The organism is Stenotrophomonas sp. YJH_SMC_16 (genome assembly GCF_059367875.1).
In genome coordinates this window covers 57,867-79,732 of sequence record NZ_JCAFRH010000004.1, presented here as the reverse complement: position 1 = coordinate 79,732, position 21,866 = coordinate 57,867, and the positions used below count along the sequence as shown (strand labels likewise).

Annotated in this window: 22 protein-coding genes and 2 pseudogenes; 12 read left to right on the top strand and 12 right to left on the bottom strand. The window is 67.8% G+C overall.

Annotated features, from left to right (window positions below; all coding sequences use genetic code 11):
* Positions 1-47: 47 nt before the first annotated feature.
* A complete protein-coding gene (locus AC5P6E_RS10270) occupies positions 48-749 on the bottom strand; it encodes an SGNH/GDSL hydrolase family protein (RefSeq protein ID WP_010481855.1) in 702 nt (233 codons plus the stop codon).
* Between the two features lie 213 nt (positions 750-962).
* On the opposite strand from AC5P6E_RS10270, the gene AC5P6E_RS10265 reads away from it, so the two are divergent.
* The 10 genes from AC5P6E_RS10265 (at position 963) to AC5P6E_RS10220 (ending at position 8,858) form a co-directional block, all read left to right on the top strand.
* Positions 963-1,358 (top strand): diacylglycerol kinase, encoded by a 396-nt coding sequence (locus tag AC5P6E_RS10265; protein ID WP_010481854.1) that lies wholly within the window; start codon positions 963-965, stop codon positions 1,356-1,358.
* Positions 1,359-1,388: 30 nt separating this feature from the next.
* Complete coding sequence (locus tag AC5P6E_RS10260; protein ID WP_010481853.1) at positions 1,389-2,138, top strand: TerC family protein; 750 nt, start codon at positions 1,389-1,391, stop codon at positions 2,136-2,138.
* A gap of 225 nt (positions 2,139-2,363) precedes the next feature.
* The gene (locus AC5P6E_RS10255; protein WP_019338099.1) at positions 2,364-3,524 is read left to right on the top strand and encodes an MFS transporter; all 1,161 of its coding nucleotides are present in this window, start codon (positions 2,364-2,366) and stop codon (positions 3,522-3,524) included.
* A gap of 536 nt (positions 3,525-4,060) precedes the next feature.
* Complete coding sequence (locus AC5P6E_RS10250; RefSeq protein WP_019336335.1) at positions 4,061-4,678, top strand: LemA family protein; 618 nt, start codon at positions 4,061-4,063, stop codon at positions 4,676-4,678.
* A 3-nt stretch (positions 4,679-4,681) separates the two neighbouring features.
* Positions 4,682-5,569, top strand: coding sequence for a TPM domain-containing protein (locus tag AC5P6E_RS10245; RefSeq protein ID WP_019336334.1), 888 nt, complete (start codon positions 4,682-4,684; stop codon positions 5,567-5,569).
* A complete protein-coding gene (locus tag AC5P6E_RS10240) occupies positions 5,569-6,063 on the top strand; it encodes a TPM domain-containing protein (RefSeq protein ID WP_019336333.1) in 495 nt (164 codons plus the stop codon). The genes AC5P6E_RS10245 and AC5P6E_RS10240 overlap by 1 nt, the downstream gene beginning before the upstream one ends.
* A 51-nt stretch (positions 6,064-6,114) precedes the next feature.
* Positions 6,115-7,002 (top strand): prolipoprotein diacylglyceryl transferase, encoded by an 888-nt coding sequence (gene lgt, locus AC5P6E_RS10235; protein ID WP_019336332.1) that lies wholly within the window; start codon positions 6,115-6,117, stop codon positions 7,000-7,002.
* Positions 6,999-7,793 carry a thymidylate synthase gene (locus AC5P6E_RS10230; protein ID WP_019336331.1) on the top strand — a complete coding sequence of 265 codons (795 nt, stop codon included), beginning with the start codon at positions 6,999-7,001 and terminating at the stop codon, positions 7,791-7,793. The genes lgt and AC5P6E_RS10230 overlap by 4 nt, the downstream gene beginning before the upstream one ends.
* Positions 7,790-8,353, top strand: coding sequence for a hypothetical protein (locus tag AC5P6E_RS10225; RefSeq protein WP_237706978.1), 564 nt, complete (start codon positions 7,790-7,792; stop codon positions 8,351-8,353). Before AC5P6E_RS10230 ends, AC5P6E_RS10225 begins: the two co-directional genes overlap by 4 nt.
* Before the next feature lie 13 nt (positions 8,354-8,366).
* Positions 8,367-8,858 carry a dihydrofolate reductase gene (locus AC5P6E_RS10220; RefSeq protein ID WP_010481838.1) on the top strand — a complete coding sequence of 164 codons (492 nt, stop codon included), beginning with the start codon at positions 8,367-8,369 and terminating at the stop codon, positions 8,856-8,858.
* Positions 8,859-8,946: 88 nt separating this feature from the next.
* Here the strand turns inward: AC5P6E_RS10220 and AC5P6E_RS10215 are convergent, their stop codons facing one another.
* The 10 genes and pseudogenes from AC5P6E_RS10215 to AC5P6E_RS10170 form a co-directional block, all read right to left on the bottom strand.
* Positions 8,947-9,591: a DUF1287 domain-containing protein gene (locus AC5P6E_RS10215; RefSeq protein WP_191863289.1), complete on the bottom strand. Its 645-nt coding sequence runs from the start codon at positions 9,589-9,591 to the stop codon at positions 8,947-8,949.
* Entirely contained in the window at positions 9,588-10,610 is a 1,023-nt protein-coding gene (locus tag AC5P6E_RS10210) for a symmetrical bis(5'-nucleosyl)-tetraphosphatase (RefSeq protein WP_053442541.1), read from the bottom strand. Before AC5P6E_RS10210 ends, AC5P6E_RS10215 begins: the two co-directional genes overlap by 4 nt.
* 15 nt (positions 10,611-10,625) lie before the next feature.
* A complete protein-coding gene (apaG, locus tag AC5P6E_RS10205) occupies positions 10,626-11,009 on the bottom strand; it encodes a Co2+/Mg2+ efflux facilitator ApaG/CorD (RefSeq protein ID WP_005412297.1) in 384 nt (127 codons plus the stop codon).
* 13 nt (positions 11,010-11,022) lie between these two features.
* Positions 11,023-11,828, bottom strand: a pseudogene (gene rsmA, locus AC5P6E_RS10200) (16S rRNA (adenine(1518)-N(6)/adenine(1519)-N(6))-dimethyltransferase RsmA).
* The gene (pdxA, locus tag AC5P6E_RS10195; RefSeq protein ID WP_100447732.1) at positions 11,825-12,805 is read right to left on the bottom strand and encodes a 4-hydroxythreonine-4-phosphate dehydrogenase PdxA; all 981 of its coding nucleotides are present in this window, start codon (positions 12,803-12,805) and stop codon (positions 11,825-11,827) included. The pseudogene rsmA and the gene pdxA overlap by 4 nt, the downstream one beginning before the upstream one ends.
* An 18-nt stretch (positions 12,806-12,823) precedes the next feature.
* Positions 12,824-14,155, bottom strand: a pseudogene (locus tag AC5P6E_RS10190) (peptidylprolyl isomerase); the annotation flags it as partial.
* Positions 14,152-16,653 carry an LPS-assembly protein LptD gene (lptD, locus tag AC5P6E_RS10185; protein ID WP_010481829.1) on the bottom strand — a complete coding sequence of 834 codons (2,502 nt, stop codon included), beginning with the start codon at positions 16,651-16,653 and terminating at the stop codon, positions 14,152-14,154. The pseudogene AC5P6E_RS10190 and the gene lptD, both read right to left, overlap by 4 nt.
* A gap of 89 nt (positions 16,654-16,742) precedes the next feature.
* On the bottom strand, positions 16,743-17,681 hold the full coding sequence (locus AC5P6E_RS10180; RefSeq protein ID WP_019338104.1) for a histone deacetylase family protein: 939 nt from the start codon (positions 17,679-17,681) through the stop codon (positions 16,743-16,745).
* Positions 17,682-17,690: 9 nt separating this feature from the next.
* Positions 17,691-18,245 carry a cob(I)yrinic acid a,c-diamide adenosyltransferase gene (locus tag AC5P6E_RS10175; RefSeq protein WP_043398096.1) on the bottom strand — a complete coding sequence of 185 codons (555 nt, stop codon included), beginning with the start codon at positions 18,243-18,245 and terminating at the stop codon, positions 17,691-17,693.
* A gap of 8 nt (positions 18,246-18,253) precedes the next feature.
* Positions 18,254-18,838 carry a hypothetical protein gene (locus tag AC5P6E_RS10170; RefSeq protein WP_019338105.1) on the bottom strand — a complete coding sequence of 195 codons (585 nt, stop codon included), beginning with the start codon at positions 18,836-18,838 and terminating at the stop codon, positions 18,254-18,256.
* Positions 18,839-18,944: 106 nt separating this feature from the next.
* On the opposite strand from AC5P6E_RS10170, the gene ubiH reads away from it, so the two are divergent.
* Positions 18,945-20,153 carry a 2-octaprenyl-6-methoxyphenyl hydroxylase gene (gene ubiH, locus AC5P6E_RS10165; protein ID WP_019338106.1) on the top strand — a complete coding sequence of 403 codons (1,209 nt, stop codon included), beginning with the start codon at positions 18,945-18,947 and terminating at the stop codon, positions 20,151-20,153.
* A complete protein-coding gene (locus AC5P6E_RS10160) occupies positions 20,150-21,331 on the top strand; it encodes a UbiH/UbiF family hydroxylase (protein ID WP_329835187.1) in 1,182 nt (393 codons plus the stop codon). Before ubiH ends, AC5P6E_RS10160 begins: the two co-directional genes overlap by 4 nt.
* Before the next feature lie 107 nt (positions 21,332-21,438).
* Here AC5P6E_RS10160 and AC5P6E_RS10155 read toward each other — a convergent pair whose 3' ends face one another.
* Entirely contained in the window at positions 21,439-21,834 is a 396-nt protein-coding gene (locus tag AC5P6E_RS10155; protein WP_019337027.1) for an EF-hand domain-containing protein, read from the bottom strand.
* Positions 21,835-21,866: the final 32 nt, after the last annotated feature.

Sequence of the window (21,866 nt, the reverse complement as noted above, 5' to 3'; positions counted from 1 at the left end):
TCTACCGGAAGGCGTGCGCGTGGCGCCTCTGCGGCGTCCGCAGTCCCTCAGTTGCAGTTGACCTTCGGCGCCAGCGCCCTGGTCCAGATCGCATAGCCGGCCGGGGTCATGTGCAGCATGTCCTCGCGGAACAGCGACGCATCCGGCTGGCCATCGGTGCCGAGCATGGGTGTGTAGACGTCGGTGAAACCGGTATTGGGCAGCTTGGCCAGGGCGGCCTTGATCAGCGCGTTGGCTTCGTTGATCGCCGGCAGCAGATGCGCACGCGACGGGCTCGGCTTGATCGACAGGTACTCGACCCTGGTCTTCGGCAGGTCGCGATGCACGCGCTGCACGAAGGCAACCACATCGTCGCGCACCTGCACGGCGCTGCGGCCGCTGTTGAGGTCGTTGTCACCGGCGTAGAAGAACACCTTGCACGGCGCATACGGCACCACGATGCGGTCGGCATACCAGGTGCTGTCGCGCACTTCCGAACCGCCGAAGCCGCGGTTGAACACCGGCTGGCCGGGGAAGTCGGCTGCCAGGCCTTCCCACATGCGGATCGAGGAGCTGCCGATGAACTCGATGCCGCCCCGTGGCGGCGGGTTGGCCTGGTCGGCGCTGGCGAAGCGGGCCATGTCGCCGGCCCAGGCCACGTTGGAGACCTGCTCGGGCACGCGCGGCGGCTTGGCCGGGCTCAGCGCCTGGGCCAGGGGGGCGACGGTCAGCAGGCCCAGCATCAGCAGGCGGGTACGGTGACGGGACATCAGGCGCTCCAGCAGGGAAGGGGAAAGCCATCATAGAAGCTGGGGCGGGCCGGGGCTTGCCCTAGGCAGTCCATTCACCGGGCCGGTGCCGGGATGCGGCTGGCGGCCTTGTGGCAAAATGGCGGCCATCTGCCTATCCCTGTGCACCCATGATTCCCTGCCGTGCGTCTGAGCGGTCGCTGCGCCGCGCCCCTGTTGCTGGATGTTCCACCCGTGGCTGATCAGTTCGGCCATCTGCCCCGCGGCCCGCGCCGCATCGTCCAGGCCGCCCGCTGGTCCTGGCAGGGCCTGCGCGCCGCCTGGCTGCACGAGTCCTCGTTCCGGCTGGAGGTCTACCTGCTGATTCTGCTGACCCCGGTCGCGATCTGGCTGGGCCAGACCCCGGTCGAGCGCGCGCTGCTGATCGGCTCGATGCTGCTGGTGCTGGCGATGGAACTGGCCAACTCGGCCATCGAAGCGGTGATCGAACGTTACGGCAGCGAGATCCATGAGCTGGCCGGCCGCGCCAAGGACATGGGCTCGGCGGCGGTCTTCGTGCTGATGATGAACGTGCTTCTGTGCTGGGCGCTGGTCGTGGTCCCGCATGCAATGGCCGGCAATTACGGCTGATCCCTCATTCCCCCTTGTTGAAGACTTCCCATGTCCCTTGAGTTTCTTGCCGATCCGAATGTCTGGTTGACCCTGTTCACGTTGAGCGCGCTGGAAATCGTGCTCGGCATCGACAACCTGGTGTTCATCTCCATCGCCGTCAGCAAGCTGCCAGAGCACCGCCGCCCGTTCGCGCGTCGGCTCGGCATCGCGGTGGCCTGTATTACCCGTATCTGCCTGCTGGTATCGCTGGCGTACCTGGCGCACATGCAGGCGAACCTGTTCACCGTGGCCGGCATGGGCATTTCCATCCGAGATCTGGTGCTGATCGTTGGTGGCCTGTTCCTGATCATCAAGGGTTGGATGGAGATCAAGGAAATGATCACCGGTGGCGAGGATGAAGATCCGAGCACGACCAAGACCTCGGCCGTGTTCGGCTACGTGATCGCGCAGATCGCGGTCATCGACATCGTGTTCTCGCTGGACTCGGTGATCACCGCGGTCGGCATCGCTGACCACGTGCCGGTGATGGTCGCCGCGATCCTGCTGTCGGTGGCGGTGATGCTGCTGGCTGCCAACCCGCTGGGCCGCTTCATCGATGCCAACCCGACCGTGAAGATGCTGGCGCTGGCCTTCATCCTGCTGATCGGTGCGGTGCTGATCCTGGATGGCCTGGATGTGCACATTCCCAAGCCCTACATCTACGCTGCCATGGGCTTCTCGGTGCTGGTGGAGTGGCTGAACCTGCTGATGCGCCGCCGCGCCCGCGAACACAATGTGCCGGGCGCCGGTAACTGGTAAGCGCGCCGCTGGCGTGTGCGTCCCTCAGAACCCCCGGCCTGGCCGGGGGTTCTGCGTTGTGGGGCCCGGTTCTACACCGGCGCTGCGGTTTTTGCATCTGCAGCAGGGTTGCTGCCGCCACTTGTGAACCAGGATCAACAGTGTTTTCCCGGGGCGAGGCTTAATCCGGAACAGCAGAGCGCGCAGGCTACGCACTCCCGATTCCCGCCCCCAGGAAAACCTCCCATGAATTCCAGAGCCGCCTTGCTGGCGCTTGCCGTCGGCGCCTTCGCCATCGGAACCACCGAGTTTGCGCCGATGGGCCTGTTGCCAGTCATCGCCGACGGCGTGGGTGTGGGCATTCCCACCGCCGGCATGCTGATCACCGCCTACGCCGTGGGCGTGATGCTGGGCGCGCCGGTGATGACCCTGCTGATGGGCCGTTTCGGCAAGCGCACCGCGCTGATGCTGCTGATGTCGATCTTCGTTGTGGGCAACCTGCTCTCGGCACTGGCCCCGAACTACGGCCTGCTGCTGCTGTCGCGTCTGGTCACCAGTCTCAATCACGGTGCCTTCTTCGGCATCGGTGCGGTGGTCGCCGCCAGCCTTGTGCCGAAGGACAAGCAGGCTGCTGCCGTGGCCACCATGTTCATGGGCCTGACCATCGCCAACATCGGTGGCGTGCCGCTGGCCACCTGGGTGGGCCAGCAGCTGGGCTGGCGCCTGTCCTTCGCCGGGACTGCGGTGCTGGGCCTGGTCGCGATCACCGCGCTCGGCTTCGCGCTGCCGGCGTCTGCGCCGGGTCCGCGCCCGGACGTGCGCCGCGAACTGAAGGCGATCCTGCAGCCGCAGGTGTTGCTGGCGATGGGCACCACGGTCCTCGGCGCGGGCGCGATGTTCACCCTCTACACCTACGTGGCGCCGGTGCTGACCGAGTTGACCGGTGCCTCCAATACCTTCATCGCGATGTCGCTGGCGCTGATCGGTATCGGCTTCACCTTCGGCAACGGCATCGGCGGGCGCATGGCTGACTGGTCGCTGGATGGCGCCACGCGCATCCTGCTGGCGGTCCTGGCCGTGCTGATGTTCGTGCTGCCGTTGGCCTTCATGCACCACGCTACTGCGGCGCTGGGCGTGCTGCTGTTCGGCGCGGCAACCTTTGCGATCGTGCCGCCGCTGCAGATCCGGGTGATGCAGGCGGCCAGCGAGGCGCCGGGCCTGGCGTCGTCGATCAACGTGGGTGCGTTCAACCTGGGCAATGCCGTGGGTGCCGCGCTGGGCGGTGCGGTGATCAGTTCGGGCCTGGGCTACGCGGCAATTCCGGTGGCCGGTGGCCTGCTGGCGGCATCCGGTTTGGTGCTGGCATGGCTGGGGCGTCCTCGCACTGCGGTGGCTGAGGCCTGCTGAGGGGGGGAGAGTTTCCGGCAGGGCTGCGCCCTGCACCCGCCGAGGCAACGTCAACGTCAAAAACGGGCTATCCGTGGGATGGCGGGGTGGGTCAGTTTGCGGGGGACGCCGCAAGTACGTCCGTGTAGGCTCGGTCGCGCCATCCATGGCGCTCACGCCCCCGCAAACTGACCCACCCCGCCTTCGACAGTTTTCCGCGATCTGTCGGAACGGCGTCCCGCTCTGGTAGGTGTCGACCTTGGTCGACACGAATGCCTGAAGAACCGCGTTTTGCTTTTGATTTTTCTTTTGATCTTCCCGCGGTGGGCAGGAAACCGTATGAGGCCGGGCGGGTGGGCGTGGCGGGGGTATCCGCGCCATGGATGGCGCGGCTAAGCCTCCAGGGACGGATTCACGGCGTCCCCCGCCATGCCCACCCGCCCGGACTACTCACGCGATCCATGAGCATGGCCACCGCGGAGGGGGCGGCGCCCGATGGCCGGTCTTTCACCCGAACCATGGCATGCTCGGCGCCAAGCCCACCCGGAACCTCCGCCATGCGCCTGTTCACCCGTGTCCTGCCCCTGATGCTGCTGGCCTCCCTGCTCTCCGGCTGTGGCTACAACGCCATCCAGCAGAAGGATGAAGCGGTCAAGGCCAGCTGGTCGGAGGTCATCAACCAGTACAAGCGCCGCGCCGACCTGGTGCCCAACCTGGTGCAGACCGTGAAGGGCTTCGCCAGCCAGGAAGAGCGCGTGCTGACCGAAGTGACCAACGCCCGCTCGCGTGTCGGCCAGATCAATGTCAACGCCGATGACGAAGCCTCGCTCAAGCAGTTCCAACAGGCCCAGGGCGAACTGGGCAGCGCGCTGTCGCGGCTGCTGGTGGTCACCGAGAACTATCCGCAGCTGAAGTCCGACCAGAACTTCCGCGACCTGCAGGCCCAGCTGGAAGGCACCGAGAACCGGGTCACCGTCGCGCGTGGCCGTTACATCCAGCAGGTGCAGGACTACAACACCTACATCCGCTCGTTCCCGCAGGTGATCACCGCCAAGCTCTTCGGCTACAAGACCAAGCCGAACTTCACCGTGGACAACGAAGCGCAGATCTCCAACGCGCCGGCGGTCGATTTCGGCAACGCGCCGCAGCAGCCGGCGCCGCAGCCGGGCCACTGACCGATGCGCCTGGCCACTGCGCTGCTGGCTCTGCTGCTGTGGCTGCCGCTGGCGTCGCAGGCGCAGCAGCTGGCGCCGATTCCGGCGCTGGATTCGCCCGTGGTCGATACCACCGGCACGCTGGACGCCACGCAGAAGCAGGCGCTGGTACAGCAGGCGATTGAACTGCAGCAGCGCAAGGGCAGCCAGCTGCAGGTGCTGGTGGTGCCCACCACCCAGCCGGAAGACATCGCGCAGTACACCACGCGCGTCTTCGACCAGTGGCAGATTGGCCGCAAGGGCGTGGATGACGGCGTGCTGCTGGTAGTGGCCAAGGACGACCGGCGCGTGCGCATCGAGCCGGGCTACGGCCTGGAAGGTGCGATTCCCGATGCCATCGCCAACCGGGTCATCCAGGAATACCTGGTGCCGCGCTTCCGCAGCGGCGACTACGCCGGTGGCATCACCGATGCCACGGCGGTGCTGGTCAAGCTGATCGATGGCGAAACGCTGCCGGCACCGGTCAGCGGCCATCGTGGGCGGGAACCCGGCGGTGGCGGCGATACTTGGTTCCTGGCGCTGTTCATCGGCGTGTTCGCTGGCAGCATCCTGCGCGGCGTGTTCTCGCGCGTGCCGCGCCCGCTGCGTGGCCTGCTCGGCGGTGCCGGTGCGGCGCTGGCGGCGTTCCTGTTCACGTCCACGCTGCTGGCCAGTGGCCTGGCGGGCATCGTGGGCCTGATCGTGGCCATGCTCTCAGGCCACCCGGGCCGCTTTGCCGGTGGCGGTGGCTGGGGCGGTGGCAGCTGGGGCGGCGGAGGCGGCTTTGGCGGGGGCGGTGGATTCGGTGGTGGCGGCGGCTGGGGCGGTGGTGGTGGCCGCTCCGGCGGTGGCGGTGCTTCGGGGGGCTGGTGATGATCCAACGACTGTGTCGTCATGTGTTTTCGCCGTCGGTACGGCGCGCGTTCCCGCCGGACACCCTGCAGGCGATCACCGAGGCCATCGCGGCCGGTGAGCAGCGCCACGGCGGGCAGGTGATGTTCGCGGTGGAAGCGGACCTGCCGCTGGCCGCGCTGTGGCACAGGGTCACCCCACGCCAGGCCGCCGAGCATGCCTTCGCGCGCCTGCGCACTTGGGATACCGCCCACAACAATGGCGTGCTGATCTACCTGCTGCTGGCCGACCACGCCATCGAGATCGTCGCCGACCGTGGCCTGCACGGCCGGGTCAGCCCGGCGCAGTGGCAGCGGGTCTGCACCCACCTGCGCGAGGGCCTGCGTGGTTCCCATCCGGTGGAAGCGCTGCAGGATGCCATCGACGAGGTCTCCAGCCTGATCGAAGGGCACTTTCCGGCCTCGACGCGGTCGAACGATGACGCGTTGCCGAACTCGCCCCAGCTCCTTGGTTGAGCCGGGGCGGCACTGGCCCGAGAATAGGCGTTCAACCGCAAGGCACCTTCCATGATCTATTTCCACGACATCGACCCCATCGCCCTCTCGCTGGGGCCGATCAAGGTGCACTGGTACGGCATCATGTACCTGTTCGGCTTCACCGCGGCCTGGCTGCTGGGCCGCAAGCGCATCGCCGCCGGTCGCCTGCCGGGCGTCGATGCCAACGGCTTCTCCGACCTGCTGTTCTACGCCATGCTCGGCGTGGTGCTGGGCGGACGCATCGGCTACATGCTGTTCTACGCGCTGGGCGATTTCCTGCACAACCCGCTGCTGCTGTTCAAGGTCTGGGATGGCGGCATGAGCTTCCACGGCGGCCTGCTCGGCGTACTCGGTGCCTGCTGGTGGTGGTCGCGCAAGCACGCGCTGCACTTCTTCGACACCATGGATTTCATGGCGCCGCTGGTGCCGCTGGGCCTGGGCTTCGGCCGCATCGGCAACTTCATCGGCGCCGAGCTGTGGGGCAAGTACACCGACGGCACGTGGGGCGTGGTGTTCCCGTCCGGCCTGCCGGCGCCGCTGAACCAGCTGGACCACGCGACCCTGCAGACGCAGTTCGCGACCGGTGCGCTGAACCAGTTCGCACGGCATCCCTCGCAGCTGTATGAAGCGTTCCTGGAAGGCCTGGTGATGTTCGTGGTGCTGTGGGCCGTGTCGGCCAAGCCGCGCCACCGTTACCTGGTGGGTGGCCTGTTCGCGCTGCTGTACGGACTGTTCCGCTTCGCGGTGGAGTTCGTGCGCATGCCCGACAACGGTGTCTACGTGGCCTTCGACTGGCTGACCCGCGGCCAGATCCTCAGCCTGCCGCTGATCGCCTTCGGCCTGGTGCTGCTGGTGATGTCGCGCCGCGCGCCGGTACTGCAGCCGCAGCTGCCGGTGGCTGCCGAGGGCAAGGCATGAAGGCTTACCTGGACCTGCTCTCGCACGTGCTCGAGCACGGCGCCGAGAAGAGCGACCGCACCGGCACCGGTACCCGCAGCGTGTTCGGCTGGCAGATGCGTTTCAACCTGGCCGAAGGCTTCCCGCTGGTCACCACCAAGAAACTGCACCTGCGCTCGATCATCCATGAGCTGCTGTGGTTCCTGAAGGGCGACACCAACATCGGCTACCTGAAGGACAACCAGGTGCGGATCTGGGACGAGTGGGCCGATGCGAACGGCGACCTCGGCCCGGTCTACGGCAAGCAGTGGCGCAGCTGGGCCACCGCCGATGGTGGCGAGATCGACCAGATGCAGTGGCTGGTGGACGAGATCAAGCGCAACCCCGATTCGCGCCGGCTGGTGGTCAGCGCCTGGAACGTAGGCGAGCTATCGCAGATGGCGCTGATGCCGTGCCACAACCTGTTCCAGTTCTATGTGGTGGACGGCAAGCTCAGCTGCCAGCTCTACCAGCGCAGCGGCGACATCTTCCTCGGCGTGCCGTTCAACATCGCCAGCTACGCGCTGCTGACCCACATGGTGGCGCAGGCCACCGGCCTGGGCGTGGGTGATTTCGTGCATACGCTGGGCGATGCGCACCTGTATTCGAACCACTTCGAGCAGGCGCGCGAGCAGCTGTCGCGTGAACCGCGCGCGCTGCCGAAGCTGTGGTTGAACCCGGAGGTGACCGACCTGTTCGGCTTCCAGTTCGACGACATCCGCATCGACGGCTACGATCCGCACCCGGCGATCAAGGCGCCGGTAGCGGTATGAGTTCCCGATTGATTTCCGGGGGCCTGCTGGCGCTGGGCGGCATGCTGCCGCTGGCCATGGTGCAGGCCGGACCGGCCGATGCGCTGTCGTTGGCCCGGCAGGTCAATGAGCAGATCGTGCACAAACACATGCGCGAGGAAGTGCAGGCGTTCGCTGGGGCGTTCAACGGCAGCACGATGATGCCCCAGGATGTGCCGGAAGGCTGCCGGGCGCAGATGCGTGAGGCGGTAACCGGCATGTACACGGCGATGACCGAGCACCTGAAGGCGGGTGTCGAGGATCCGGCCTATCAGCGCACGCTCGAGCAGCAGCTTGCCACCGTCTATTCCAGTGACCAGTTGCAGGCGTTTCTGGCACGTCGTGCCAGCACCGACACTGCTGCGTTGTCGGCAGACATCCTGTCCGGACCGGGCCTGAAGGATATCGAAGAGGCGCAGAAGCAGAAGATCCTCGATGGCCTGGATGACCAGTCCACGTCTAGTCCTGCGCTGGCGGCGGCGCTGCAGGCCGCCAGTGCCGCCAACGCTGCCTGCGAACGCCTGCAGATCGACGCCAGCTGAGGAGGTGGTAGCAATGAAGCTGTCGATGATCGTGGCGTTGGATCGCAACCGTGGCATCGGCCAGGGCAATGCCATGCCCTGGCACCTGCCAGATGATTTCAAGCACTTCAAGGCGCTCACCCTGGGCAAGCCGATCCTGATGGGGCGCAAGACGGCCGAGTCGATCGGCCGCGTGCTGCCGGGGCGGACCAACCTGGTGCTGACCCGCAGCGGCCAGGTGCCGTTCGAGGGCATGCGCGCGGTAGCGTCGCTGGATGAGGCGAAGGCGATTGCCGAACGCGAGGGCGCCAGCGAGTTGTGCATCATCGGCGGCGGCGAGATCTTCCACCAGCTGCTGGACCAGGCCAGTGACCTGTACCTGACCTGGGTGGATGCCGAAGTCCCCGCCGATACCCATTTCCCCGAGGTGGATGCGCAGGACTGGCGGGAAGTGAGCAGCGAGCCGCACCCGGCCGACGAACGCCATGCCCACGCGTTCCGCTTCGTGCACTACGTGCGCCGCTGAAGATGGTTTCCTGTAGAGCCGAGCCATGCTCGGCTGCTGTTGCCGGACACATCCCTTAGCCGAGCATGGCTCGGCTCTACAGGATTGCCTACGGCATCCGGTAATGCCCGATGATGGCGTGCTGGAACAGCAGATTCTCTTCGCGTGTGCCGCGCGCGATGTTGTGCAGTACCAGCGGCGTGCCGTTGGCCAGCTTGCGGTCGGAGACGATGCCCACGTGCAGCAGGCCGTTGCCGTTGAGCTTCCAGGCGACGATGTCGCCGGCCGCGTAGTCGGCGGCGAGGGCCGTGATCGGCTGCTGCCAGCCCAGCCGTTCGAACCAGCGCATCAGGTTCGGTACGCGGCGATGATCGATGTTGCGATCCGGTCGTGACAGGCCCCATATCGTGGGATAGGCGCTGAAGTTGCCGCGCATGTCTTCATGCACGCGGGCCTGCAGGTCCACGTCCAGACTGCGCAGCGCGCGCACCACCACGTCGGTGCACACGCCGCGATCAACCGGGACGTCGCCGCCGGGATAGGCCAGCACCTGATAGGCAGGGTCGTAGCGGGTGGTGACGCCGATCTGCGCGCGCGCTGCAGCCACCAGCGGCGGCGAAGGCGCCTGCGGCTGCGATGGCGTGTGGCCGACGTTTCCGCCGCCGGTGGGGGCCGGGGCCGAAGTGGGCTGGCAGCCGCTGGCCAGGGCCAGCGTCAGCAGCACCATCCATGGTGCCCAGCCGCGCCGCGTCATGCCTGCGGCGGAGGACTGTTGTTGCCGGGGCCCGCGGAGCCACCACCACCGCCACCACGGCGACGACGACGGCGCGGGCCGCGATTGCCCGGGGTGGCGGCCGGAGCGTTACCGCCGCCCTGTTCCTTGCCCTGCGCCGACGCAGCCGGGCGCTCGTGCGCCGGGCGTGCTGGCGGGCGGGCGTTGGGCACGGGGGCGGGTACATCGCGGCCTGGCACCTGCACCACGCGCAGTTCATCGGTATCGAGCTGGATCGCGGTGAGCTTGCCGCCCCAGACCGCGCCGGTGTCGATGGCGTGCACGCCCTGGGTGATGGTCAGGCCCAGCGCCGACCAGTGGCCGCAGACCACCTTCAGGTCGCGCTCGACCCGGCCCGGCACTTCGAACCAAGGATACAACCCCTGTTCCTGCGTGCCCGGCGTGCCCTTGTCCTCGATGCCGATGCGCCCGCGTGGGGTGCAGTAGCGCATGCGGGTGAGCACATTGATGATCGCGCGCGAGCGGTCGTAGCCGGACAGGTTGGGGGCCCAGCTCGGCTTGTCGCCATACATGTTGCGGAACAGCTTGCGGTAGCCGGCGCCGTGCAGCTGCACCTCGACCTCGGCGGCATGCTTTTCGGCCATCTGTGTGGTCCACTTCGGCGCCAGGCCGGCATGCACCATCATCCAGCCCAGCTCGCGGTCCACGTGCACCAGCTTCTGCAGGCGCAGCCAGTCCAGCAGTTCGTCGCGGTCCTCGGCCTGCACGATGCGCAGCAGGTCCGGGTTGACCTTGCGCTGTTCCTCTTCGGTGCGTGCACCGACGGCCAGCAGCGAAAGGTCATGGTTGCCCAGCACCACCACGCTGTGCTCGCGCAGCGAATGCACCAGCCGCAGCGTTTCCAGCGACTGGCCCCCCCGGTTCACCAGGTCGCCGCAGAACCACAGGGTGTCCTGCGCCGGGTCGAAACGGATCTTTTCCAGCAGTCGCTGGGTGACGTCATAGCAGCCCTGCAGGTCGCCGATCGCCCACACACTCATCGTTCGGCCTCCGTGTCAGTGCAGGGTACGCGGGATGGCCAGCACGAAAGGTGCGACCGGCGCGGCAAATTCGGTGCCGTCGTCGGCGACCATGTCGTAGTGGCCCTGCATGGTCCCGTGATCGGTCCCCAGCATGACACCGGACGTGTAATGGAAGTCTTCACCGGGACGCAGGCGCGGCTGCTCGCCGATCACCCCGTCGCCGTCGACATGCTCGACGCGGCCGTTGGCATCGGTGATGCGCCAGTGGCGTGCGACCAGGCGCGCGGCAACACGTCCCTGGTTGTGGATGCGGATCGTGTAGGCGAACGCATAGCGCCCGTCTTCCGGCGCGGATTGATCGTCGAGGAAGCGCGGTGCGACTTCGACGGAGATGGCATAAACGTCAGCGTCTTCCATACCGGCAGTGTAATCAGGAGGCATTGGCCAAGGCGATGAATTCGGCCACGTCTAGCTGTTCGGCGCGGGCATCGGGACGCACGCCGGCGGCAACGAACTGTTCGGCGGACACCACGTTGTTCAGGGCGTTGCGCAGGGTCTTGCGGCGCTGCCCGAAGGCGGCCTTGACCACCTCGGCGAAACGCTTGTGGTCGTTGATGTTGATTGTGGCCGGGTCACGCGGCACCAGCCGCACCACGGCCGAATCGACCTTCGGCGGCGGCCGGAACGCGCCCGGCGGCACCACGAACAGCGAGGTCACCTGGCAGTAGGCCTGCAGCATCACGCTGAGCCGGCCGTACACCTTGCTGCCGGGGCCGGCGGCCATGCGGTCGACCACTTCCTTCTGCAGCATGAAGTGCATGTCGCGGATCACCGCGGCATGTTCCAGTGCATGGAACAGGATCGGCGAGGAGATGTTGTAGGGCAGGTTGCCGACCAGGCGGATCGGCTGGCCGGCAGCCAGCTCGGTGAAGTCCACGCGCAGCACGTCGCGGTGGACGATGGTCAGCTCGCCCAGCGGCTCGGCGGCGGCGGTCAGCGGCGCGATCAGGTCGCGGTCGAACTCGATCACCGTCAGTTTCGGATGCACGCGCAGCAGCGGCAGGGTGATCGCGCCCTGGCCGGGACCGATCTCGACCAGGCGGTCACCGTCTTTCGGGTTGACCGCCATCACGATCTTGTCGATCTGTAGTGGCGGTCGGCCAGGAAATGCTGGCCAAGCTGCTTCTTGGCCGGGGCGGTGAACACCGGGCCGGAGGGGGAATGCGGGGAATTCATGCGCTCAGTGTACGTTGCCGCGCAAGCTGCGCACACAACGTCGTTGCCGCCTGCAGGCTGGAAGGATCGGCAATGCCGCGCCCGGCCATATCCAGTGCCGTGCCATGGTCTACCGCCACGCGCGGGTAGGGCAGGCCCAGGGTCAGGTTCACCGCCTGCTCGAAGCCCGAATACTTCAGCACCGGCAGGCCCTGGTCGTGGTACATCGCCAGCACGGTGTCGACGCCCGCCAGCTTGGCCGGCAGGAAGGCGGTATCGGCCGGCAGCGGCCCGATCAGGTCCATGCCCTCGGCGCGCAGACGCTGCAGCAGCGGGATGATCAGGTCCAGCTCCTCACGACCCAGATGTCCGTCTTCGCCGGCGTGCGGATTCAGGCCGAGCACGGCGATGCGCGGCGCAGGCAGGCCGAACTCGCGGCGCAGGGCGGCATGCACGGTGCGCAGGGTGTGTTCCAGGCGGGGCGCGGTGATCGCGTCGGCCACCTCGCGCAGTGGCAGGTGGGTAGTGGCCAGGGCCACGCGGACGATGTGGTTGGCCAGCATCATCACCACCTTCACCCCGGCCTGGTCGGCCAGCAGTTCGGTGGTCCCACTGTAGGCGATGCCGCCTTCGTTGATGACCGCCTTGTGCACCGGGCCGGTGACCACGCCGTGCAGTTCGCCGGACAGGCAGGCCTGGCCAGCACCGAGCAGGGCACCGATGACGGCGCCGGCATTGGCTGGGTTGGCCTGGCCGAAGTGGCTGGGCACGGTATTGGCCACAACGCGCACACGCAGATCGCCGGGGACTCGTGCTTCGGCGTCCTCGGGTAGCAGCTGCAGCGGCAGGTTCAGCGCGGCGGCGGCCGCGCGCAGGGTATCCGGGTCGGCGAAGGCCAGCAGCCGGCAATCTTCACGCGGCTGCTGGACGAGGCGGACACACAGCTCCGGGCCGATCCCGGCGGGCTCGCCCGGTACCAGAGCGAGCTCGGGACGCATCGGTCAGGACTGCGGCGGCGTGGCGGTGTTTTCCGCGCGGTCGCCGCTGCGGAAGCTGACATAGGCTTCGCCGCGCAGTTCCTGCAGGAAGCGGTTGTACTCGTCTTCCAGCTTGCGGCGGCCGATGGTCTCGCGGATCTGGGCGCGCTGGTTGTCGTTGGTCACGTCGGTCTGGCGGGTGGCCACGCGCTGCACGATGTGCCAACCGGCATCGGTGCGGAACGGCTGGCTGACGCCGCCGTCCTGGATGCCGGCCACCTGTTGGCCGAACGCCGGACCGAACGCATCGACCGGGAACCAGCCCAGATCGCCGCCCTGGCCCTTGCTGTTGTTGTCCTCGGAGGATTCCTTGGCCACGGTTTCGAAATCCGCGCCGCCGGCGATGCGGGCGCGCAGGGTATCGATCTTGGCCTTGGCGGCAGCGTCGGTCTGGTGATCGTCCACGCGCACCAGGATGTGGCGGCCGTGGTATTCGGTGACCGTGTGCGCGCCACCGCTGGCGGCGCTGGCATCACGCACTTCCACCAGCTTCAGCAACTGGAAGCCGCTGGGGCCGCGGATCGGGCCGACCACTTCGCCGGGTTTCATCTTTTCCATCAGCTGGGCAAAGGCCTGCGGGATTTCATCCAGGCTGCGCCAGCCCAGATCGCCGCCTTCCAGCGCGTTCGGGCTGTCCGAATAACGCACGGCGGCCGCGTTGAAGTCCAGCTCACCCTTGTCCAGCAGGGCCTTCACGCCCTCGGCCTTCTTCTGGCCGGTGGCGATCTGGTCGGCGTTGGAGCCGTCGGGCAGGGCGATCAGGATGTGCGCCAGGTGGTACTGGTTGCCCACCGTGGCCTGCTGCTTCAGCGCGGCGTCCACTTCACCCTCGCTGACGCTGATGCGGCTCTGCGCGAAGCTCTGGCGCAGGCGCTGCACGGTGATTTCATCGCGCACCGAAGCACGGAAATCGTTGAAATCGATGCCGTCGTGGGCCAGGCGCTGGCGCAGTGCATCCAGGTCCGAGCCGTTCTGCTGGGCGATGGCATTCATCGCCTGGTTCAGCTCCTGGTCGCTGACGCGGATGCCGCTGCCCTGGGCGCGGGCCACCTGCAGCTTGACCAGCACCAGGCGCTCGAGCACCTGGCGGCTGAGCACGTCTTCCGGCGGCAGCTGGTTTTCACGGCCGGCGTACTGCGCCTTGATGTTGGCGATCGCACGCTGGAGCTCGCTCTGCAGGATCACGTCCTCGTCGACGACGGCGGCGATGCGGTCCAACGGCTGCGCCTCCTGCGCGAGCACCTGCAGGGGGGCGGACACGCTGGACACCGCCAGCAGGGAGGCGAGAAGAACGGGGAAGCGCTTGGTCATGGGATCTGATTCGGATCGTAGTCATCCCGGGTCGCCCCGGTGTTGCTGGGCGGCACGAGATAGAGGTCGTCGCGGTTGTAGCCGAGGATAGCACGGCGCAGCGTACGGTCCGTGTCCTGGCCGATGGAGCTGAGGCCCTTGAGCACGAATTCCAGCTGGAAGGAATTGTTCATGTCGCCTTCGCGGTTGCGTACGTAGCGGCGGGCCACCGCACGGACCGCCAGGCAGCAGCTGTCCCACTGCACGCCGGCGATGATCTCCAGCGGTTCCTTGTCCTGCAGCGAGTAGTAATACCGGCCCACCAGGCTCCAGCGCGCATTCAGCGGGTACAGGAACGACAGGTCGGCCTGCTCCAGCAGGGTCCGGTCATGCTTGTTGGCGGTCGCCGGGGCGCCGGCGTTGATGCGGTAGCGGTAGCTGAGGTTGATCACGCCATCGTTGGGCATCAGATAGCGGGCGCGGACGCTGGCCAGATCCTCGCGCTTGTACTTCGGGTCCCACTGGTAGGTGGCGCCCAGGGTCCAGCGGTCGTTGATCATGTAGTTGCCGTCGGCGATCCAGGCCGACTTGCCCTTCTCCACCGGTGCGCCGCCCGGCGTGGTGCTGACCCGCGATTCGTCGAAGTACTGGATCTGGCCGATCGCGGCCGAGAAGCGTTCCTTGCCGGTGGTCTGGTCGATGAAGCGGGTGCCCAGTGCCAGGGTCAGCTGGTTGGCATCGTTCTGGCGGTCGGCGCCGGTATAGCGCGAGTCGCGGAACAGCTGGCCCCAGCTGAAGGTGAAGTCACGGGTGTCGAAGATCGGCAGCTCGTCCTGGTTGCGATAGGGCGTGCGCAGGTAGAACAGGCGCGGCTCCAGGGTCTGCAGGAATGACTTGCCACCGATCGACGTCTCGCGATCGAAGAACAGGCCGGCATCAAGGCTGCCGATCGGCAGGCTGCGGCTGGGCGAGGTATTGCCGCGCAGTTGTTCCGGGGTGGCCGTGGCCGGGTCGATGCCCTGCGAGCGCAGGATCTGGGCCTGGATGCCGTTGACGCCGTCGACCAGGCCGCGGTCCAGCTGGTAGGCCGTATAGCGGTAGGCCAGGGTCGGGGTGATGTACCAGGCCGCGCCACTGATCGGGAACGACACGTACGGCTTCACGTCCAGGCGCGAGCCACCGCTGATGCCAAGACCGGATGTCTGCTGGATGCCGTTCCGCGTGTACTGCAGATCCGTGCCCCGGTCCGGTCCGTACTTGAAGTTGACGTCGTCGTGGGTGAAGCGCACCGCTTCGGTGTAGATGCCGGTTTCCAGCCACGGCAGCACCGGCTTGTTCCAGTTGAAGAACAGGCGTGGCTCGCGGTTGTAGGGCAGGGCGCGCTCGTCGAGGGTGTAGTCGGTCAGCTGCCAGCGGTCGGCCATGATGCCGGCCGTCCAGTTCTGGCCGGTGCCGTACAGGCCGATGGTGCTCTGCAGGTTGGAGGCGGTCACGCCCACCAGGCGGTTGGCGAAGTCCTCGACATAACGCTCGTCGCTCACCCAGGCCAGGTTGGCGCGGGCCTGCCAGTGGCTGTTCACGTTGTGGTAGCCGTCGAACATCACCCGGCCGCGGTCGCGGTCGCGCAGCTTGTCGCTGGGCATGTAGCTGGTCAGCACCTCGCCACGGCCGCCGTTGTAGAGGTAGCGGAACTCGTTGTCGAGCAGCAGGCCGCGCCGGCTCATGTAGCGCGGGGTCAGGGTGTCATCGTAGTTCGGCGCCAGATTGAAGTAGATCGGCTGCGCGTAGTCGAAACCGTTGCGGCCGGACATGCCCAGCTGCGGGAACAGCAGGCCGGTCTTGCGGCGGTCATCGATCGGGAACTTGAAGTAGGGCGCCCACAGCACCGGCACCTTGCCGATGCGCAGCACCGCGTTGCGGGCCGTGCCGAAGCCTTCGTCGTTGTCCACTTCGATCTGCGGCGCCGACAGCTTCCATACCGGCTGCGACGGGTCGCAGGTGGTGTAGGTGGAGCGGTGCATCTGGCCGACCGCGCCCTGCAGGTCGACCGACTCGGCATCGCCGTTGCCCCGGCGCGACACCAGCTGGTACTTGATGTCGGAGATCTTGTGGGTGTCGCTTTCCTGGTTGCCTTCGGCGCGCTTGGCGACCATCCGGATCGACCCGTCCTGGTAGCGGACATTGCCGTCGGCGATGTAGTTGCCGGTCTCGGTGTCGAAGCTGAGCTTGTCGGTGCCGACGAACTGGTCACCCCGGCGCAGTGCCACGTTGCCCTCGTACTGCGGCACGGTGGTGGTGCCCAGCAGCTGGTCACCTTCGATGTCGGTCGGCTGGTTCTCGCGGGCGGCCGCGGCGGCAGCCTTGTCCTGGGCCGGGACCGGGGTGGGGGCGTCGGTGAACGCGGGAATGACGTCGGTGGCCGGGCACAGGCCCCAGTTGAGCGGCTTATCATCGGCCATCGCCGGCAGGCTGATGGCGATGCTCAGAGGCAGGGGAAGCAGGCGGAGGGCTCGGCGCACGCGGTTCGGATTCGGGCGAAAACGGACGGTAGCTTGCCCCATCCCTTGCATAGGGGCAATGAAGGGCGCCAAAGCCTGCCGGTTCGGGTTCATCCGGCGGAGCCACCCGCAGAGGGTGTGATCAGGGCCTGGACATGGGCCACGCTGCATTCGGCCAGGGCCTGCAGGTCGTAGCCTCCCTCCAGCATCGAGACCACCCGGCCGGCCGCGTGACGGCGTGCCAGCGCGTGCAGTTCACGGGTGATCCAGGCGAAATCGTCGGTCTCCAGCATCAGGTCCGCCTGCGGATCACGCAGGTGGGCGTCGAAGCCGGCCGAGATCAGCAGCAACTGCGGGCGGAAGTCGTCGATGGCCGGCAGCATCTCGTCGGCCCAGACGTTGCGGAAGCGGAAGCCGCCGCTGCCCGGCGGCAGCAGGATGTTCATCAGGTTGCCGGCACCGCGGTCGCGGCGCAGGCCGGAATTGGGAAACAGCCCGGCCTGGTGGGTGCTGTAGTACGAGACCCGGGCATCGTGCTGGAAGATGTCCTGGGTGCCATTGCCGTGGTGCACGTCGAAATCGACCACCGCGATCCGCTCCAGGCCATGGCGGTCGCGGGCATAGGCGGCGGCGATGGCGATGTTGTTCAACAGGCAGAAGCCCATCGCCGTGCTGCTGGTGGCGTGGTGGCCCGGCGGGCGCACCGCGCAGAAGGCCAGCGGGTCCTCGCCCAGCATCACCGCATCGACTGCGGCCACACCGGCACCGGCGGCGTGCACGGCGGCGCTGGCCGAGCCGGGCGAGGTCCAGGTGTCCATGTCCAGCTGGCGCAGCGGCGCGGTCTGCGGCTGCAGCACGAAGTCGAGCAGGGCGCTGTCGTGGACCCGGGTCAGTTCGCCGAACTTGGCCGGCGGCGCTTCGCGCCAGTCCAGCTGGCCGGGGAAGGCCGCGTGCAGCGCGTCCAGCACATGCTGCAGGCGTTGCGGGCATTCGGGATGGCCGGGACCGGGGTCATGCAGCAGGCAGGACGGGTGGGTATAGACCAGCATCGTGCCGACTCAGCGCTGGCGCTGCTGCGGTTGCCACAGCGCTTCGCCCTGGCCATCGGCGCGGGCCAGCACCCGGGCCAGCACGAACAGCAGGTCCGACAGCCGGTTGAGGTACTGCAGCGCCTCGCTGCGCACGGCTTCGTGGCGGGCCAGGGTGACCGTTTCGCGCTCGGCGCGGCGGACGATGGTGCGGGCCAGATGGCAGCGTGCGGCGGCTTCGCCACCGGCTGGCAGGATGAATTCCTTCAGCATCGGCAGGTCGGCGTTGTAATGGTCCAGCTGCTGTTCCAGGGCCGAAACGTCGGCGGCATGGATCGCGGCGTGGCCGGGGATGCACAATTCGGCGCCCAGGTCGAACAGCTGGTGCTGCAGATGCACCACCAGCGCGCGCACATCCTCGGGCAGGGGTGCGGCCAGCAGCAGGCCGAGCGCGGCGTTGGCCTCGTCGACGGTGCCGAAGGACGCCACGCGGGCGTCATCCTTGGCCACGCGCTGGCCGTCGCCAAGGCCGGTACTGCCGTCGTCGCCGGTGCGGGTGTAGATGCGCGAGAGGCGATGACCCATGGCGCGGCTCAGTGGCGGATGTCGCGGCGGGCCTGCTGGAGCTTCAACACCTGCTCCACGGCCAGCTGCAGGGCGGCGGCCAGCGCCACATAGATCGCCGTGGTGCGCAGGTAGGGCCCGAACCACTGCGCGTAGTTCTGCGCCCAGCCGGCCAGGGTCGGCTCGGCCACGTTGCGGCTGGACCAGTAGAAGCCGCCCTGAGCCAGCAGGTGGCAGACCGCCACCGAGGCGACCAGCAGCAGTGCGCCCTTGGCCAGTACCGGCCAGCGCGCGCTCTGGTAGTTGCGGCCCAGCAGCATGCCGCCGGCCCACAAAGAGAAGTAGGCCGGCAGCAGCAGCCAGTAGCCCGGCGACACGCAGTAGTGCTGCCAGAAATCCAGTCCGCTGCTGCGGATCACGATCCAGTCGACCAGCACGGCGAACACCATCAGCAGCGGGAACGCCCAGCGCGTCCAGCGGGCCAGGTAGAAGCCACCGATGAAGAACACGGCCCAGGAGGCATCCGGAATGGCCGCGAAGTGGTTGACCCGGGTCGCCGCCAGCAGCAGTACGAGTACGGACAGGACGAAGGCGCGGTTGGCGGTATCGGACATGGCGGGGGCCCGGAGCGGATTCAGGTTTCATTCTAGCCCGCCGCGCAGGTTGGCGCAGGTGCCGCCCGTTCGGCGTACAGTCGGGACGAGCGCGTATCATGAACACATGAGTGAACGACATGACGTGCTGATCGTCGGTGGTGGCCTGGTCGGTGCCAGCTTGGCCATTGCCCTGGACCGCCTGGGCCGCGACGTGGGCCTGCTCGAGGCCAGCCCGGCCGGCGAGCTGCCCGCGGTGTTCGACCAGCGCAATCTCAGTTTCGCCGCTGCCACCGTCAATGCGCTGACCGCGCTGGGGGTGATGCAGAAGCTGGCGATGGCACCGGGCCCGATCCGGCGCATCCATGTCAGTCGTGCCGGCGATTTCGGCCGTGTGCAGCTCGAAGCGGCCGATTACGACCGGCCGTGGTTCGGCCAGGTGGTGGTCGCGCGCGATTTCGGCCAGGCGCTGGAAGCGCGGCTTCAGGAGCTGCCGCGCCTGCGCCGTTACCGGCCGATGCGGTTCCTGGGACTGGGCGAGGTGGTGGACGGCTACCGCCAGGTGCGGGTGGCTGACGAGGCGGGTGAACGCGTGCTGCTGGCACGTCTGGTGGTGGGGGCCGATGGCACCACCAGCGGCGTGCGTGGCGCGCTGGGCATCGAGGTCGACCGCCATGATTTCCAGCAGACCCTGTTCGTGGCCCGCGTGCGCAGCCAGCGCGCGCCGGACGGCACGGCCTGGGAGCGGTTCACCGATACCGGCCCGACTGCCCTGCTGCCGCGTGGCGATCGTCACTTCGGCACTGTGCATGGCGTAGCGCGCGACCACGCCGATGCGGTGATGGCGCTGGACGATGCGGCGTGGCTGCAACGCCTGCAGAACGCGATCGGCTGGCGTGCCGGCCGCCTGCTCGAATCTGGTCCACGCAGTGCTTATCCGCTCATCCAGGTACTGGCGCGCGCGCTGGCCGGTGAACGCACGGTACTGCTGGGCAATGCCGCGCAGACCATTCATCCGCTGGGTGCACAGGGCTTCAACCTGGGCCTGCGCGATGCGCTGACCCTGGCCGAGCTGCTGGAGGATGCGCATGAGGATGCCGGCAGTGATGCACTGCTGCAGGCCTATGTCGCGCGCCGCGAGGAAGACCGCCGGCAGACGGTGGCGTTCTCCGGCGGCCTGGCGCGCCTGACCAGCAACCCGGCGCCGCTGATGCGGCCGCTGCGCAGCCTCGGCCTGGTGGCCGCGCAACGCGCGTCGGTGCAGTCGATGCTGGTCGGTGGCGCGATGGGCTTCCGTGGCGACGTGCCGCGCCTGTGCCGTGGAGAAGCCGCATGAGCCGGCGCACGCGTCTTGATGTGGCCATCGTCGGTGGTGGCGTGGTCGGTGCCGCGTGTGCGCTGGCGCTGGCCGATGCCGGCCTGTCGGTTGCGCTGGTGGAAGGCCGTGAACCGGCGCCGTGGCAGGCCGCACAGCCTGACCTGCGCGTGTTCGCCTTTGCCGCCGACAACGTGCAGCTGTTGAACCGCCTGGGCGTGTGGCCGGCGATCGCGCAGGCCCGCGCCTGGCCCTACCGGCGCATGCAGGTGTGGGACGCGGCCGGTGGCGAGGATCTGCTGTTCGACGCTGATCGTTTCGGCCGGCGCGAACTGGGCTACATCGTCGAGAACGGCCTGCTGCAGGACCGCCTGTGGGCGGCGCTGCCGGCGGCGGGCGTGCAGCTGCACTGCCCGGCACGGGTGGAAGCACTGGAGCAGGACGAGGATGGCGTGCGCCTGCGCCTGGATGACGGTCGCCGCCTGGAAGCGGCGTTGGCGGTGGCCGCCGACGGTGCCGAATCGACCCTGCGCCAGCTGGCCGGGATCGAGGTTGAAAAGCATGACTACCACCAGCGTGGCGTGGTGGCCTACGTGGACAGCGATCTTCCCAACCAGGCCACGGCCTGGCAGCGTTTCCTGCCGAGCGGTCCACTGGCGCTGCTGCCGGTGGCCGAGCGCCGCAGCTCCATCGTCTGGACCCTGCCCGAGGATGAAGCGGCTCGCGTGCTGGCGTTGGACGAGGACAGCTTCAACCGCGAACTGACCCGCGCCTTCGCTGCACGCCTGGGCGAACTGCGTCTGGCCTCGCCGCGTGCGGCGTTCCCGCTGCGCCGCCAGCTGGCCCGTCACTATGTGGCCGGCCGCGTGCTGGCGCTGGGCGATGCCGCACATGTGGTGCATCCGCTGGCCGGGCAGGGCGTGAACCTGGGGCTGCGCGATGTCGCCGCCCTGCAGCAGTGGCTGGCGCCGTCCGCCGAGCGTCGGGGCCAGCCGCGGCTGTCGCCGCAGCGCCTGCAGCGCTGGGCGCGCGAACGGCGCAGCGACAACCACATCGCCGCCTACAGCTTCGATGCGATCAACCGCCTGTTCTCCAATGACGAAATGCACCTGACCCTGACCCGCGGTCGTGCGCTGGGCTGTGTCGGCAAATGGCCGCCGCTGGTGCAGGCGTTCTGGAAGCGCGCCGCTGGGGTGTAAGCGGAATACATGCCGCACGACGCTTCCGGCATCAGTGAACAAAAAAGGGGACGGAGGGGATCAAGTCGTTTGTGCCACAAACGACTTGATCCCCTCCGTCCCTTTTTTCAGTCGACCAGCCAACCGGCCAGGTCTGCACGATCCAGCTTGCCGCGACGCTTCACGTCCAATGCATTGAACTCATCGGCCAGCGCCGGATTGGCCTGCGCTTCCTCGCGGCTGATGAAACCATCGCCGTTCACATCCAGCGCGGCGAAGTGGATGCGGTACTGGCCGACCACGCTGCTCGGTTCCAGCGAACGCACGGTCACCTGTGCCTCGCCGGCCGGCTGTGCAATCTCGACGCTGCCGCTGACCCGGCCAGCATCCAGCGGTTGCTGGCGGATCGCGCCGCCGGTGGGGCCCAGCGGCTGGCTCTGCGCCGGGGTGTGCGGCAGGTGCTGGGCCATGGCCGGTGCGGCTGACAGCAAAGTGATCAGCAGGGTGAGCGAGTGGTAGCGCATGGTTCCGTTCCCCGGTAGCGCCGGGCCATGCC